This window comes from Candidatus Dormiibacterota bacterium (assembly GCA_036495095.1).
GTDB lineage: Bacteria > Chloroflexota > Dormibacteria > Aeolococcales > Aeolococcaceae > CF-96.
In genome coordinates this window covers 1-14,733 of sequence record DASXNK010000082.1, presented here as the reverse complement: position 1 = coordinate 14,733, position 14,733 = coordinate 1, and the positions used below count along the sequence as shown (strand labels likewise).

The window sequence follows — 14,733 nt, the reverse complement described above, 5'->3', positions numbered from 1 at the left end:
CTTGGTGGAGGAGTAGCCCTCCTGGGAGGAATCCCCCGCGGGACGTCCGGCCCCGGTCGTCCCCTCGTCCGGAGCCTCCTCCTCGACGTCGGCGTCCGGGGTCACTCCTGGCTTCTCGTCGCCCATCGCTCCGTCCTCCACGCAGGGTCGATCACATGACAGCGAGCCTATCATGAAATGCACCCATGTGCTGGGAGAGGGCGGGGCCGCAGCCCTCAGCTCACCGGGTGCGGGCCTGCGACTCCGCCACCGGGGCATCGCGGAGCGCCGGCACCTCGAGGATGCGGAGGGCGAGGTCGGCGCGGAAGCGGTCCTCGTTGTGGCGCAGGTCGAGGCCGGTCAGCTCCTGGATGCGGTCGATGCGGTAGCGCAGCGTCTTGTGGTGCACGAAGAGCCCGCGGGCGGCGATGCTCAGCGAGCAGTCGGACTCGAGGTAGGCGCGCAGTGTCTTGATCAGCGAGGTGCCGCGCCGGCGGTCGTACTCGATGACCGGCCCGAGCACCTCGTCGACGTACTCGGCGAGGTCGGGCTGGTCGCTGGGGGCGAGCAGCAGCCGCACCACCCCGAGCTCGTCGAAGATCGAGGTGCGGTTCTGGCCGCCGAGGCGGCTGGCCGCCTGCAGCGCGATCGACGCCTCCTTGTAGGCGACCCGGTACTCGAAGGGGCTGTCGTGGGGACGGCTCACCCCCCACAGCGTCACCAGGCCGGGGAGCAGGGCGGTCATCTGCGCGGTCGCCGCCTCGGCGAGGGCGCGGGCGGCGGCACTGTCGAGGCAGGGCGCGACGGCGACGATGTCGTTGCCGCGCAGGCTCACCAGGTCGGGGCTGCCGCTCTCGGCGCAGACCCTCTGCACCACCGCGCGCACCTCGTGGCGCAGCCGGTCCGTGCGCGCCGTGTCCATGCCCTCGAGACGGGCGATGGCCTCGATGCGCTGCAGCTGACAGCAGAAGACGCGGTGGGGGCGGCGCAGGTCGATGTGCATCCGCTCGGCGCGGCTGGCGGCGGCGCGCTGGTACTCGTTGGAGCCGTGGAGCAGGTCCCAGACGATCTCGTCGCGGGCGTCGGCGCGGGCCTCGTCGGCGGCGCGCTGCTCGAGCTGGTGGAGCGCGCCCACCAGCGCCGCCTGGCCGACCGCGATCTCCAGCGCGTCGCCGGGGGGCTCGTCGCTGATCAGGCACACGCAGCCGAACGATTCGCCCGCCGCCTGGATGCCCTGCACCGACAGCCAGCAGTTGTCGTCGCGCAGCTTGAGGGTGGTGAGCCCGGAGCTGTTGCGGTCGCGCTTCACCCGGCGCAGCTCGGCGCGCACCGCGGTGAGGTCGAGGTCGTGGGGGTGGCTGGCGAGCGTGTCCAGGGTGTTGGAGAGGATCGCGACCCGCCCGCCGGTCAGCGTGGACATGGTGCGGGCGATCGCGGCCAGCCCCTCGCCCTCGAGCAGCAGCTGGATGAGCACGCGCTGGGTCATCGTCGACTGGCGCAGCGTGTCCACCTGGCGCTCCAGGGAGGCGTAGGCGGCCTCGAGGTGACGCATGCTGGTTGCCTGGGCGTCGTTGAGGCGCGCGTTCTCGATGGCGATGGTGACCAGGCTGGCCATGGCGACGAGGCGGCGGACCTCGTGGGGGGTGAACACCGAGCGCCGGCGCCGCCACACCTCGAGCACACCGATGATCTCGCCGCGGACGGTGAGCGGGGCGCCGAGCGCGGAGCGCACCGCCTCCATCTGCGCCAGCGGGATGAAGTCGCCGCTGATCACCTCGGCGTGCACGTAGTCGTCGACCTGCACCGGCTGCCCGGTCTGCAGCACCCGGCCGGCGAGGCCCTGGCCGCGGGTCATGCGCAGCCGGGCGGTCTCGATGCGGCGGTTGCCGACGCAGCTCTGCATCACCATGTCGTCGCCCTCGCGGAGGAAGACCCCGGCGATATCCGAGTTGAGCAGCCGGTGGGCGGTGTGGGTGATGGAGAGAAGCACCTCGGCGCTGTCGCGCACCGAGAGGATCTCGGTGGCCACCTGCTGGAGCGCCGACACCTCCTCGCGGGTGCGGCACACCACCTCGCGCTGCTCGATCGCCCGAAGCATCAGGTCGATGGCCATGGTCAGCACCGTGGCCGCGTCCTCGAAGCCGGGCAGCCCGCCCTCGAGCCCGGTGAGCAGCAGCATCACGGTGCCGGCGCGCACCGGCAGCAGCAGGGCGTGGCCGCCGTCGTACCACTGGCTGCGGTCGCCGGCGACGCTGTCGAGCAGCCGCGGCTCGGGCACGACCGCCTGGCCGGAGGTGCGGCGCGAGCCCTCCAGCGGGCACCAGCCCCGAGCGCTCCGTCCCAGCAGCACCGCCGCGGTGGCGCCGAGCGCCTCCGGGGTCACCTCGGCGACCAGCGCGGCCAGCTCCGGCTGGGAGCCCGGCGCGGCCTGGCGCAGCCGGGAGACGAGGGCGAGGACACGGTCGCCGGGCTCGGGGCGCCGGCCGCCGCCGTGGCCGTTTGAGGCCACCTCCTCGCCCCCGGGGCGGCACATCGTTGTCACACTTTCAGACATCGCTGAGGACCTCAGGGGACGCGAAACGCGTGAAACGTGATCGGGGTGCCCGACAGTAGCGCGCCGCGATGGGGGTTCGCATCCACTCTTTCAACTAGTCGAGGCCGCAAAACGCCCCTTCGCATCGCCCGAACCCGCCGGTGCAGTCAGGACCTGGAGGCACTCGCGGCGGCGGCGGCGTTGGCATCCCTGCCGAGGATGACCTCCACCTCCTCGTGAGGGCGGGGGATGACGTGCACGGAGATCACCTCGCCGACCTTGGCGGCGGCGACCGCACCGGCGTCGGTGGCGGCCTTCACCGCGCCGACGTCGCCGCGGACCATGACGGTGACCAGCCCGCCGCCGATCTGCTCGCGTCCGATGAGGCGGACGTTGGCGGCCTTGACCATGGCGTCGGCGGCCTCGATGGCGCCCACCAGGCCCCGGGTCTCGACCAGGCCCAGGGCCCCCACGGGGATGCCGTGACCGTTGGACGTCGGGCTCATGACCTTCACCTCATCGCTGGCGGGACGCGGGTCACCCTCCTGGGTGGGGGCGGGGGCCGGCACCGGGCCGGTGCGGGCGCGGCCGCGACCGGTACGCCGGCCCTGGCCGTCGCCGCCGTTCGCGTCCGGCCCGTCCACCGCGACGTCGGGGACGGGGTGGGAGCCCTCCTCCGGGTCCAGGGACACGCTCTGCTCCTGACCGTCGGGACCGGCGGACCGGTCGCGGCCAGGGCGGCCGCGGCACCAGTTGTATCGATCCCGCGGCGGGCTGGCATTAGCCCTCGCGGATAGGATCCCCCCGCCTGTGCTTATCCCCGGTGTCCCTGGCCGCTGGGCGGCGACGCCCCCCATCATGGCTCCAGCCGTCCCACCGGCCCTGGATGGAGGATTCAGCGTGATCACGGCCCGGGATATCTCGTTCCACGAGCCCACCTCCGATCCTGCGGCCGGGCCGCCCTGGGGAGAGACCAACTACTTCGGGTTCTACAACCCCGACATCCCCCTCAACGGCGGCATCTACGCTCTCTTCCGCCCCGAGCTGGGGGTGGTGCTCTCCACCGTCAACCTCAACACCGGGCGGGTGGAGACTCCGCAGGACGCCGACTACTGGGACTCGCAGGTCCACCTGCCGATCCCGGCCGGCACCGACCTCGCCGACTACCGGCTCGCCAACGGGTTGAGCGTCAGGGCGATCGACCGGCCGCTCTCGTACCAGGTCGACTACGACGACGGCGAGGGCACCGAGGTGCACTTCACCCTCACCGGCCTGATGCCGCCCTTCGACATCCACGACCCGGAGATGGACCCGATGGCGGCGGCCGCCCAGGCCGAGTCCGGGGCCTGGGCCTGGGGCACCGCCTACAACGGCCACTTCGACCAGACCGGGCACGCCCGCGGGGAGGTCGTGCTGCGCGGCCGGCGCCACCCGCTCGACTGCGTCACCACCATGGACCACAGCTGGGGACCGCGCGGCGAGCGCCACGCCCACACCATGAGCTGGCTGCACGCCCACTTCTCCCCGCAACTGGCGATGCACGCCATCTTCGACTTCGACGCCGCGACCGGCGCCGAGGAGCTCCGCCTCACCCACGGCTACGTGCTCGAGGACGGCGAGGTCCTCGGCCTCAAGGCGGGCAGCGGGCGCACCCGGCGCCGCGGCCGCTACCCCGAGGACGTCTCGCTGCGCCTGGTCGACAGCCGCGACCGCACCTGGGAGCTGCGCGGACGGGCGATGACCGCCTTCCCCTGGAACGCCTGGCCCAACGTGGTCGGCTACAACGTCCTCGCCCGCTGGGAGTGCCGGGGGCTCACCGGTCACGGCGAGATCCAGGACTTCTTCGGCGTGCAGACGCTGTCCGACCTGGCCCACCCCGGCGGCCGGAGCGCCCTGGGCGCCGCCCGGTGACGACTTGTCCGCGCCGGACAACGGATCGTGCCCATCTCTGTCCGGGACGCAGATGGACGCTCCGGCCCGGCTCCGCGAACATCGCTTCTCGCTGACCGGTCCCGAACCGCGGGAGAACCACGAGTTGGAGGTGGCCCATGTTGGAGACAGCCCAGGTCCTGGCACAGGGATACAACGTGTTCGAGACCGACAAACGGCCGAGTGGCGTGGTCAAGTACCTCGGCTCCCCCCAGGACGTCATCGGACTCATCCAGTCCGGGAAGCTGAAGCAGCACATCCTCCTGGTGCGCGGCGGCACCACGACGTTCCTGGCGCCGGCCCTGAGCATGGGTGCCATCGGCGTGATCACCATGTCGGGCGCGCCGGAGTCCCACCTGGGCATCCTCTCGCGCGAGTTCCAGACCCCGTGCGTGATGACCGTCCACCTTCCCGACAGCGACTCCCGGTACGTCCCCGGTGAGACCGATGACAGCCACTTCGAGGCCATCCGCGAGCGCCTCGAGGGCAAGAACGTCGTCCTCGCATGTGACGACGCCGACACCGGCAAGGTGCTGCTGAGCGATTAACCACGGGCCGCCGGCAGCCCCCGCCCGAGAGGCAGGGGGCACGGGTCCCACACCAAACTCGGGAGGAGAGTCCTGTGGCTGTCATGGAGCGGTCGGGTCAGGCCGAATTCACCAAGCGGTATCAGCCCGACGACGACGGACTTCGCTACCAGGATCTGGTCTACACCGGCAACTTCAAGGGCATGGAGCCGGTGGTCGACGGAATCAAGGGCGACAAGCAGATGCGCGCCCGCGCCAAGAGCGGGGTGCTCGAGAAGGTCAGCCACGAGGATGTGCTGCGCGACCAGTTCACCCTCGACGAGCTCAACGACCTGAATAACTACCTCGCCTGGAACATCTGGGACGTCCTGGTGATGCGGGCGACCGAGGGCGTGTCGGGCATGATCCCCCGCCAGGAGTACGAGATCCTGGCGTTCATGAACGAGTTCTACCGCTACCCGGAGATCATGCGCTACGTCACCGACCAGATCGGGGCGCAGGGTGTGATCGACATCGGGGCGAGCGCACGCAAGGAGATCGGCACCAAGATCAACTGCGTGCACGACTGGTGCCTGGGCGCGGTCGCCTTCGGCATGGGGCGGTGCGGGCTGCTCGCGCTCGAGGTGATGGACGCCGACGACTACGTCGAGGAGTCCAACATCATCCTCAAGTTCATGCAGCGGGTGCTCTGGGGCAAGCGCCAGGACGGCCTGATCCTCAACTCCCAGGACCGCTACCGCTGCCAGATCCACGACCAGTCGGTGATCGACATGGTCATGAACCAGGTGGAGAACTTCGAGCCCGGCTCGGAGCGGGCGAACCAGTTCACCCAGTTCAACGCGACCGCCGAGCTGCTCGCCTTCTTCGACCACTACGACTGCCGGCTGGGCCTGGGCGACACCGGTCCCTACCCGCTGCCCGACGGCCGCATCCTGATCATCCGCGACCTCTTCTGCAACGAGGAGGTGTTCCACTGGAGCGACATCTGCGAGGGGCTTCCCCACGCGTACACGCTCGCGGTGGTGATCGACCCCAACCTGATGGGGACGCGCGAGATCCGGGTCAACGACATCTCCACCACCTTCACCCTGCCCAAGAACTACATCCCGTACATCACCGGTGGCGCGATCTTCTCCCGCGAGAAGTTCGACACGCCGATGGGCGAGGTGAGGTCGCTGCCGATCAAGGACGTCGGTCCCGAGATCGAGAAGATCCAGGACTCGACCTTCAAGATGTACAAGAAGACGGCGAAGATGTCGCGCCGCCAGCTGTGCACCAACGGGATCTACAGCTACTACATCGAGATGATCCTCCCGCACCTGCGCCGCGCCGGGGTGTACGACGAGGTCTGCCGGAAGTTCGACTTCTGGGAGATCGACTCCCGGGTGTCGCAGTACTACTACGAGATCACCAAGCGCAACTTCGTGCAGGTGGTGGTCCCGCAGAAGATCTTCTCGGGCGCCGGCTACCTGCCGTTCTCGCAGGATGCCGACCTCCGCGCCTCCAAGGGGCGCTGGCTGTAGAAGGAACCGGCCGTGGAGCGCGGGCGCAGGCCCGCGCTCCCGGCTGCGTGGTTTGCTGAGGAGGCGCCCACCCGATGGCTGACCATGGCGTCGCCCTGGGGCTGGTCGAGACCGTGGGCCTGGCGGCGGCCATCGAGGCGGCGGATGCGATGGTCAAGGCCGCCAACGTCGTGCTGGTGGCGCGCCAGCAGCCTGGCGGCGGGCTGATCACGATCATCGTGCGCGGTGACGTCGGCGCCACCAAGGCCGCCGTCGACGCCGGCGCCGCCGCCGCCGGCCGGATCGGCCGGGTGGTCTCGGCGCATGTCATCCCCCGTCCCCACGAGGACATCGGCGGAGTGCTCCGCCGGGCTCCGGTGCGCTGAGCGCCGGGGCCGCCCCGGAGGGCCCGAACGCACCGGAGACGGCCGCGTTCGGGCTCTTCCGCGTCCGTCCCCGGCGCCGTCGCGATCGGTTGTCGCGCGGAGATAGTGTCGACAACGGGAGATTGTCCGGGTCCCCCATCGCCACCCGCGGCGGTTTCGCCGAACATGACGCCTCATCCACCCGCCCACTGAGTTGTGAGATGGACAGCGAGGCGCACAACGATCTCCGGGTCGAGGTCCTGCCCACGCCGGCGGCCACCGGCGGGTCTCTCGACCGGCCCCAGTTCGAGGTCCTCAACAGCATCGTCCTCAAGAAGATGGCCAGCGCCGGCTCGGTGAGCTCGGCGACCGGGCTGCCGCTCACCGAGGTGAACGGGGTCATGGCCGACCTGGAGAGGGACGGGCTGATCGTGCTGGTGGGCGAGCAGGCACTCGCCGGCGACCGCGCCCAGGACGAGGTGGCCGGCTATGCCGCGAGCTGCTACGCCGGCCTCCGTGAGGACCCCGAGGTCGTCGACATGGCGGACCGGTTCGAGGCCGTCAACCGGCGCTTCCTCGACGCCCTGGCGGCCTGGCACCAGGTCGACGTCGGCGGCAGGAAGGTGACCAACGACCACGGCGATCCCGAGTACGACGCCCGGGTGATCACCCAGGTCGATCGGGCGGTGCAGCGGCTCGCCGGCATCCTCCGGGGGCTGGCCGAGCACGAGCCCCGGTTCGACCGCTACGCGCGGCGCCTCGACGCCGCGATGCGGCGGGTGGACGAGGGTGACACCACCTACGTCTCCACCCCCACCGTCGACTCGGTGCACAACGTCTGGTTCGAGTTCCACGAGGACCTGCTGCGCACCATGGGACGGTCGCGCGCGGAGTGAGCGAGGCGGCCGGCGTCCAGGTCGGAGTGCCCGCGGCGGCACTCGAGGTGGTGCGCAAGGTGCTCGCCTTCGGCGAGGCCGACCACCGCTCGGTGGGGCTGCTCGGCGGCAAGGGCGCGGGCCTGGCCCGGCTCACCGCCGAGGGCCTCCCGGTGCCGCCGGGGTTCATCATCACCACCGACGCCTGCCGCAGCGTGACCTCGCAGGGAGCGATCCCCCAGGGGTTGTTCACCGAGGTCCTCGAGCACCTGCGCACCCTCGAGCGGCACACCGGCAAGTGCTTCGGCGCCGGCCCGCACCCGCTGCTGCTGTCGGTGCGCTCCGGGGCACCGGTCTCGATGCCGGGGATGATGGACACGGTGCTCAACCTCGGCCTCAACCGCGAGACCGCGGTCGCCGTCGCCGTGGCCGGCGGCGGCGTGCGGTTCATGGCCGACGTGCTGGTGCGCTTCCACCGCATGTACTCGGAGATCGTGCTCGGCGCCTCCGGTGACGTGATCGCCGGGGCCGCCGAGGAGCTCGCCGAGCGGGCGCCGGCCTGCCCCGACCCCGCCGTGGTCTACGACCGGCTGTGGGCCGCCTGTCAGCGCGCCCTCGTCGAGGAGGTGGGGGAGGAGGTGCCCGGCGACCCGCTCCTCCAGCTGCGCGGCGCCATCGAGGCGGTGTTCCGCTCCTGGAACAACCGCCGCGCGGTCACCTATCGCGACTTCCACCGCATCCCGCACGACCTCGGCACCGCGGTGGTGGTGCAGTCGATGGTGTTCGGCAACCTCGGCCGGCCCTCCGGGTCGGGGGTGGCCTTCACCCGCAACCCGGTCACCGGCGACCCCCGGCTCTACGGCGAGTACCTCGAGGGTGGCCAGGGCGAGGACGTGGTCGCCGGCACCGCCACCCCCGAGCCGATCGCCTCGGCGAGCCTCCGCCTGCCGGAGATCTTCGAGGAGCTGAGCGGCCACTGCGCCCGGCTCGAGCAGAGCCACGGCGACGTCCTCGACATCGAGTTCACGGTGGAGCGCGGCCGCCTCTACCTGCTCCAGGTGCGCAGCGCCAAGCGCACCCCGGAGGCGGCGATCCGCATCGCCGCCGACTTCCTGCGCGAGGGACGGCTGTCCCCGGGCGGCCCGCTCGGGGCGGTGAGCACGGCCCAGGTCCGCCAGCTCGAGCGCCCCCAGTTCGCCGCCGGGTCGGCGGCCAGGGCGCGCGCCGACGGGCGGCTGCTCACCGCCGGCGTCGGCGCCTCGCCGGGGCAGGTGAGCGGTACCCTCGTGCTCGACCCCGACCGGGCCGCACAGCGGGCGGCGCACGGGGAGGACGTCATCCTGGCGCGGCCGATCACCAGCCCGGTCGACCTCCACGGCATGATCGCCGCCCGCGGCATCCTCACCGCCACCGGTGGCGCCACCAGCCACGCCGCGGTGGTGGCGCGCGCCCTCGGCAAGCCCTGCGTGGTGGGCTGCGGCGAGGCACGCATCGAGCCCGACCGCGGCCGCCTCGCGGTCGGCGCCACGGTGGTGGAGGAGGGCGCACCGGTCTCGATCGACGGGCTCAGTGGCGAGCTCTTCCGCGGCGCCCTGCCGATGACCGCGCCCGCCGCCGCCAGCGCCGACCTCGGCGTCCTGCTCGACGAGGCCGACCGGCTCGCCGGCTGCCGCATCCTCGGCCGGGTCACCACCCCGGAGCAGGTGGAGACGGTGCTGCGGCGGGGCGCCACCGGGGTGGTGACCAGCATCGACGACGTGCTCGCCACCACCGGCCACCTCGAGGAGCTGGTCGCGGCGCTGATCGAGCAGCGCGAGCTCGACGCCCTCGACCTCACCCGGGTGCGGGCGGTGATCGCCGACGTCTTCCAGCCGCTGCTGCGGGCCGCCGGCGACGCCGAGGTGGGGGTGCGCGCCATCGACTTCCAGGCCGACGAGGCCCGGGAGCTGATGCAGCAGACCCAGCTGCTGACCCACTGTCCGCAGCTCTCGGTGCCGGTGGGCATGCCCGCGCTGCTCGCCGCCCAGATCGCCGGCCTCGCCGAGGCGGCGGAGCGCAGCGGCCACCGCGGCCGCCTCCACCTCGCGGTGCGCCACGTCTCCGACCCGCTCGAGGCGCGGGCGCTGCGCGAGCTGAGCCGCCAGACCGTCGACGGGCGGGTCGGCGTCGGCACCTACCTCACCAGCCCGCGCGGCGGGCTGCTCTCGGCGGGGATCGCCGCGGCGAGCGACGTGGTCTGGCTCGAGGTCCGGCTGATGCAGGCGGCGATGTTCGGCATCCCGGCGCGCCAGCTGCTCACCTCGCGTCCTCTCGACGACTACGTGAAGCGCGGGCTCATCGACACCGACCCGCGGCTGGCCATCGACCCCACCCTGGACGGCATCCTCGCGGTGGTGGCGGCGGCGGCCGCCGAGCATCCCCGCTGCGAGGTGGGGATGCGTCTCTCCGGGCCGGTGTCCGAGGAGATCGCCGCCTCCCTCCACCGGACCGGCTTCCGGCTCTTCGCGGTCGACGGCGACGAGGTGCGGCCGGCCCGCCTCGCCTTCGGAAAGGCGCCGGCGACGCGCGCCTCCTGATCCGTCTCTCACCTCGCCCGAGCCGGCGTGGACGCACCCGTCCACGCCGGCCACAGGCTCGCCGGGGCTCAGCCGCCGGCGGCACCGCCGCCGGCGCCACGGCCGAAGCCGCCGGCGCCGCCGAAGCCGCGGCCGCCGGTGAAGCAGCCGGAGGGACCGGCGGGCACGATCGAGAGGCTGGTCGCGGTGACCTTGCCGGTGGAGTCCTTCGGCCCGGTGGCCTGGATGCAGTCACCCTGGGTGAGGTCGGAGGCGGAGGCGGCGCTCGACTCGGCCACGGGGACGGTGGTGGGCACGGTGACGGTCTGGGCGGCTCCGGTGGTGGGCTGGAGGGTCACCGCGGTGCCGTTCACCGTGGTCACCTTCCCGGCCACCAACGACGGCACCGGCTGGCCGGGCGCGGGGGTGGCGCGTGGGGTGCCGCCGGGGCTGGGCCGGGCGCCGTTGGCGCCGCCGGGCCCGCGGTTGCCGAAGCCCGCGGGGCAGGCGCCGCTCACCGGCGGGCTGAGGCGGACGCCGGAGGCGACCAGGGTGCCGGTGGCGTCCTTCTGCCCGGTGACCACCAGGCAGCTCCCCGGGACGATGTCGGCGAGCACGCCGGTCTTGGTCTGGGTGATGGTGGTGGTGTTGGTGTAGTCGACGGTCACGTCGGTGCCGGTGGTGTCGGTGAGGATCAGGCTGGTGCCGTTGATCTGCGCGAGCGTCCCCGCGGTGCCTCGCCGGGCGAGGCCGCCGGGTCCGTTGCCGCCACCGGCGCGGGTGGTGGTGGACGACGACGAGGTCGAGCCGGTCGCCGCGGAGGTGCCGCCGCATGCGGCGAGGGCGAGCACCGCCGCAGTTCCTGCGGCGGTGAGGACGAGGCGCTTCATGACAGAGGATCTCCTGGAGGTGAGGTTCGGTCGGATGGGGGAGCGACGCATCACTGGGCGCGCAGCGCCTCGATGGGCGCGAGCCTGGCGGCGCGGGCCGCGGGATAGACCCCGAAGATGAGGCCGACGGCGGCGGCGACGCCGACCGCGATCAGCACCGGGGCGACGGTGATGGTGACGCCGATGGTGGTGAAGTGCGGCACCAGCCGGCCGGCCAGCAGCGCGGCGCCGACGCCGAGCACACCGCCGATGACGCTCAGCGCGCCGGCCTCGACGAGGAACTGCCGGAGCAGGTCGCCGGGGGTGGCGCCGAGGGCCTTGCGCAGGCCGATCTCGCCGGTGCGCTCGGTGACCGACACCAGCATGATGTTCATCACCCCGATGCCGCCGACCAGCAGCGAGATCGCCGCCACGCTGGCGAGCAGGATGGTCAGGGTGGTGGTCACCGACTGGGCGGTGCTGAGGAAGGAGCTGTTCGCCTGGATGGTGAAGTCGGCGGCGGCGGGGTTGCTGACGTTGTGGGTGACGGTGAGGAGCTGGGTCGCCTCCTGGTAGGCGGAGCCCAGCGTGCTCGAGCTGGTGGAGCTGAGCAGGATCCGCTGCACGCTGTTGGGGCTGCCCCCGGTGAGCAGGTCCTGGGCCGCGGTGACCGGCACCACGGCGAGGTCGTCGCCGTTCTGGAAGCCCTGGCCGCCGACGGTGTTGAGGATGCCGACGACGGTGAAGGGCACCTTGCCGATGGTCACCGAGTCGCCGACGGCGGCGCCGAGGTCGGCGGCGGTGGTGCTGCCGAGCACCACCTTCTGGGCGTGATCGGTGACGTCCGCGGTGGTGAGGAAGCTGCCGGTGAGCAGGCTGCGGGCGTTGGCGACGAGCCATGCCGGGGTGCTGCCGCTGACCGTGGTGCTCCAGTTGGTGGAGCTGCTGACCAGGGTCTCGCGGGCCTGGACGACCGGGGCGACCGCCTGGATGTCGGGGGCGTTGGCCCTGTCGGCGAGCCCGTTGGCGTCGGTCATGGTGAGCGTGCTGGCGCTGCCGGCACCGCCGAAGATGCCGCCGGTGCTGGTGCTGCCCGGGGTGATGGTGAGCAGGTTGGTGCCCAGCGAGGCGATCTGGGCGTTGACCTGGTCGGAGGAGGCCTGGCCGATGCCGACGGTGCAGATCACCGCGGCGACGCCGAACAGGATGCCCAGGGTGGTGAGGATGGAGCGCAGGCGGTGGCCGAGGATGCCGCGCAGCCCGGTCATCAGGGTGTGCTTGAGGCTCATGCCGCGGCCTCCTCGTCGAGGTGCCCGTCGATCGTGTACACGACCCGCTTCGCGACCGCCGCGACCGTGGGGTCGTGGGTGATCAGCACCACCGTGCGTCCCGCCTCGTTGAGCTGGCGGAGGATGGCGAGGATGTCCCGGCTGGAGGCGGAGTCGAGGTTGCCGGTGGGCTCGTCGGCGAGGACCAGGTCGGGGTCGGTGACCAGCGCGCGGGCGATGGCGACACGCTGCTGCTGGCCGCCGCTGAGCTGGTTGGGTCGGTGGTCGACGCGGTTGGAGAGCCCCACCTGCTCGAGCACCCGGAGCGCCGTGCCGCGGCGGTCGCGAGCGCTGCGGTAGAGGAGGGGAAGCTCGACGTTGCGCCAGGCGGAGAGGTCCTTGAGCAGCTGGAACTGCTGGAAGACGAAGCCGATCCGCCTGTTGCGGATGTGGGCCAGCTCTGCGGCGTTCATTCCGGACACGTCCTCGCCGGCGAAGAGGTAGCGGCCGGCGGTGGGGTTGTCGAGGCAGCCGAGGATGTTCATCAGCGTCGACTTCCCCGAGCCCGACGGCCCGACCACGGCGACGAAGTCGCCCTCGTTCACGGTGAGGCTGACGCCGTCCAGCGCCCGCACCTCGGCGTCGCCGCTGCCGTAGATCTTGGAGACCTGCTCGAGACGGAGCACCTCGCCCATCGTCATCCACCTCCCAGGGTGCGGCCGAGGGCACCGGCCCCGCCGCGCCCGCCGCCACCGCCGAGCAACCCGCCGCCGGTGGGGTTGGTGCTGGTGGGCACGGTGCTGCTCACCGTGGCGATCACCACGCTGTCGCCCGCGTTGAGGCCGGAGAGGATCTGGGTGCGGATGGAGTCGGAGGCGCCGGTGGTCACGGGGACCGTCTGCGGCTGGCCGTTCACCAGCATCTGGACGTTGGAGCCGCGCACCGCGCTGGTGGGCACGGTGAGCACCCCGACCACCTGGTTCACGACCACGGTGATCGAGGCCGAGACCCCGGCGTGGAGGCCGGGGTTGGTGCCGTCGAGGACGACGACCACCGGAAAGGTGGCCACCCCGGAGGCGACCGTCGCCACCGCGGCGACCTGGGTGACCCTGCCCTTCACCGCCTGGGTGGCGCCCGCGGGGGTCACCAGGGCGCGCTGCCCGACGGCGATCTGGTTCACCTGGGTGTCGCTCACCGTGCCGGTGACCTGGAAGGCCCCGGGGGTGAGCACCGAGATCTGCGGGGTGGTCGACGAGCTGGAGCTGGAGCTGGAGCCGCTGCCGCCGTTGGAGATGGTCTGACCGGTGGTGAGGTTCACCACCCCGATCACCCCGTCCGCGGGGGCGGTGAGGGTGCCCTGGGTGAGCGCCTTCTGCGCGTTGTCGACGTTGATCTGGGCGATCTGCACCTGGCTCTGGTCCATCTGCAGCTGCTGCGGGGTGGTGCCCTGCTGGAGCGCCGCGAGCGACTGCTGCGCGTTCTGGAGCTGGACCTGGGCGGAGCTCACCTGGGCCTGGGCCTGGTCGTTGCTCTGCCGCGCCTTGGCCTGGGCGTTCGCCAGGGCGTCCCCTCCCTGGGCCTGGGCCTGCTGGACCGCCAGGGCGTTGTTCGCCTCGGTGTCGGCGAGCGCGGTCTGCGCGCTCTGCAGCTGGGATTCGGCGCTGCGCACCGACGCCTGCGACTGGGAGAGGTTCTGCGCGGTCGGGCCCGCCTGGTCCAGCGAGAGCTTGGCCTGGGCGCTGGCAAGGGTGGCCTGCGCCTGGGTGACCGCGGCCTGCAGCGAGCTGGGATCGAGAGTGGCCAGAACCTGGCCGGCCTTGACCGCCTGGCCGGGCTGCGCGGTCACCGAGGCGACCCGCCCGGAGCTCCCGAAGTTCAGGTCGCTCTCCCCGAGCGGGGCGAGGTTCCCGGTGAGCGAGAGGCTCTGGGTGACGGTCCCGAGGGTGGCCGCGGCGGTGCGGTACTGGGTGGCGGCGGCCGAGCCGTGTCGCATCCACACCACCCCGCCTCCGGCCGCGATCACCGCGACGGCTGCGCCGGCGGCGATGGTGCGGCGGCGGGTGAGGCGCTTCAGGTTCATGACGTCCTCCGGATGGGATCTGATGGTCGATGGGACCCCGCCATGGTCGGACCGGCTCTCTTTCACTTCCCTGACAGGAAGCGGCCGTCACCGAACCGTCGCAGTGTCAGTACTGCAGGCGCGGGTCGTCGTAGTGCTTGAACTCGATGACGTTGTTCGAGGGGTCGGCGAGGAACAGCGTGCGGTGCTGCTCGGCGGTGCCCTCGAAGCGCACCGAGACGTCGCCGAGGGTGCGCAGCTCGCGGTGGCGG

At 72.2% G+C, this 14,733-nt stretch carries 12 protein-coding genes; 6 read left to right on the top strand and 6 right to left on the bottom strand.

The window, feature by feature from the left end:
* Positions 1-220: 220 nt before the first annotated feature.
* The gene (locus VGL20_08670) at positions 221-2,533 is read right to left on the bottom strand and encodes a helix-turn-helix domain-containing protein (protein ID HEY2703749.1); all 2,313 of its coding nucleotides are present in this window, start codon (positions 2,531-2,533) and stop codon (positions 221-223) included.
* 146 nt (positions 2,534-2,679) lie between these two features.
* A complete protein-coding gene (locus VGL20_08665; GenBank protein HEY2703748.1) occupies positions 2,680-2,991 on the bottom strand; it encodes a BMC domain-containing protein in 312 nt (103 codons plus the stop codon).
* A gap of 421 nt (positions 2,992-3,412) precedes the next feature.
* Here VGL20_08665 and VGL20_08660 point away from each other — a divergent pair, with 421 nt between their 5' ends.
* The 6 genes from VGL20_08660 (at position 3,413) to VGL20_08635 (ending at position 10,286) form a co-directional block, all read left to right on the top strand.
* On the top strand, positions 3,413-4,423 hold the full coding sequence (locus tag VGL20_08660) for a hypothetical protein (protein ID HEY2703747.1): 1,011 nt from the start codon (positions 3,413-3,415) through the stop codon (positions 4,421-4,423).
* 176 nt (positions 4,424-4,599) lie between these two features.
* Positions 4,600-4,989 (top strand): PEP-utilizing enzyme, encoded by a 390-nt coding sequence (locus tag VGL20_08655; protein ID HEY2703746.1) that lies wholly within the window; start codon positions 4,600-4,602, stop codon positions 4,987-4,989.
* An 83-nt stretch (positions 4,990-5,072) separates the two neighbouring features.
* The gene (locus tag VGL20_08650) at positions 5,073-6,491 is read left to right on the top strand and encodes a hypothetical protein (protein HEY2703745.1); all 1,419 of its coding nucleotides are present in this window, start codon (positions 5,073-5,075) and stop codon (positions 6,489-6,491) included.
* A gap of 74 nt (positions 6,492-6,565) precedes the next feature.
* Complete coding sequence (locus VGL20_08645; GenBank protein ID HEY2703744.1) at positions 6,566-6,856, top strand: BMC domain-containing protein; 291 nt, start codon at positions 6,566-6,568, stop codon at positions 6,854-6,856.
* 200 nt (positions 6,857-7,056) lie between these two features.
* Complete coding sequence (locus tag VGL20_08640) at positions 7,057-7,731, top strand: hypothetical protein (protein ID HEY2703743.1); 675 nt, start codon at positions 7,057-7,059, stop codon at positions 7,729-7,731.
* Complete coding sequence (locus tag VGL20_08635; protein HEY2703742.1) at positions 7,728-10,286, top strand: pyruvate, phosphate dikinase; 2,559 nt, start codon at positions 7,728-7,730, stop codon at positions 10,284-10,286. Before VGL20_08640 ends, VGL20_08635 begins: the two co-directional genes overlap by 4 nt.
* A 68-nt stretch (positions 10,287-10,354) precedes the next feature.
* On the opposite strand, the gene VGL20_08630 is transcribed toward VGL20_08635, so the two are convergent.
* Genes VGL20_08630 through VGL20_08615 form a run of 4 tightly spaced genes read right to left on the bottom strand, consistent with a single transcriptional unit; the run spans position 10,355 to position 14,482 of the window.
* Complete coding sequence (locus tag VGL20_08630; protein HEY2703741.1) at positions 10,355-11,155, bottom strand: hypothetical protein; 801 nt, start codon at positions 11,153-11,155, stop codon at positions 10,355-10,357.
* 50 nt (positions 11,156-11,205) lie between these two features.
* Positions 11,206-12,423 (bottom strand): ABC transporter permease, encoded by a 1,218-nt coding sequence (locus tag VGL20_08625; GenBank protein HEY2703740.1) that lies wholly within the window; start codon positions 12,421-12,423, stop codon positions 11,206-11,208.
* Positions 12,420-13,097: an ABC transporter ATP-binding protein gene (locus VGL20_08620; protein ID HEY2703739.1), complete on the bottom strand. Its 678-nt coding sequence runs from the start codon at positions 13,095-13,097 to the stop codon at positions 12,420-12,422. The genes VGL20_08625 and VGL20_08620 overlap by 4 nt, the downstream gene beginning before the upstream one ends.
* Positions 13,098-13,099: 2 nt before the next feature.
* A complete protein-coding gene (locus VGL20_08615; protein HEY2703738.1) occupies positions 13,100-14,482 on the bottom strand; it encodes a biotin/lipoyl-binding protein in 1,383 nt (460 codons plus the stop codon).
* Positions 14,483-14,733: the final 251 nt, after the last annotated feature.

Coding starts and splice junctions, on each gene's coding strand:
- VGL20_08650 (HEY2703745.1), top strand. CDS start 5,073: ATGGAGCGGTCGGGTCAGGCCGAATTCACCAAGCGGTATCAGCCCGAC.
- VGL20_08615 (HEY2703738.1), bottom strand. CDS start 14,482: ATGAACCTGAAGCGCCTCACCCGCCGCCGCACCATCGCCGCCGGCGCA.
- VGL20_08670 (HEY2703749.1), bottom strand. CDS start 2,533: ATGTCTGAAAGTGTGACAACGATGTGCCGCCCCGGGGGCGAGGAGGTG.
- VGL20_08640 (HEY2703743.1), top strand. CDS start 7,057: ATGGACAGCGAGGCGCACAACGATCTCCGGGTCGAGGTCCTGCCCACG.
- VGL20_08620 (HEY2703739.1), bottom strand. CDS start 13,097: ATGGGCGAGGTGCTCCGTCTCGAGCAGGTCTCCAAGATCTACGGCAGC.
- VGL20_08630 (HEY2703741.1), bottom strand. CDS start 11,155: ATGAAGCGCCTCGTCCTCACCGCCGCAGGAACTGCGGCGGTGCTCGCC.
- VGL20_08645 (HEY2703744.1), top strand. CDS start 6,566: ATGGCTGACCATGGCGTCGCCCTGGGGCTGGTCGAGACCGTGGGCCTG.
- VGL20_08625 (HEY2703740.1), bottom strand. CDS start 12,423: ATGAGCCTCAAGCACACCCTGATGACCGGGCTGCGCGGCATCCTCGGC.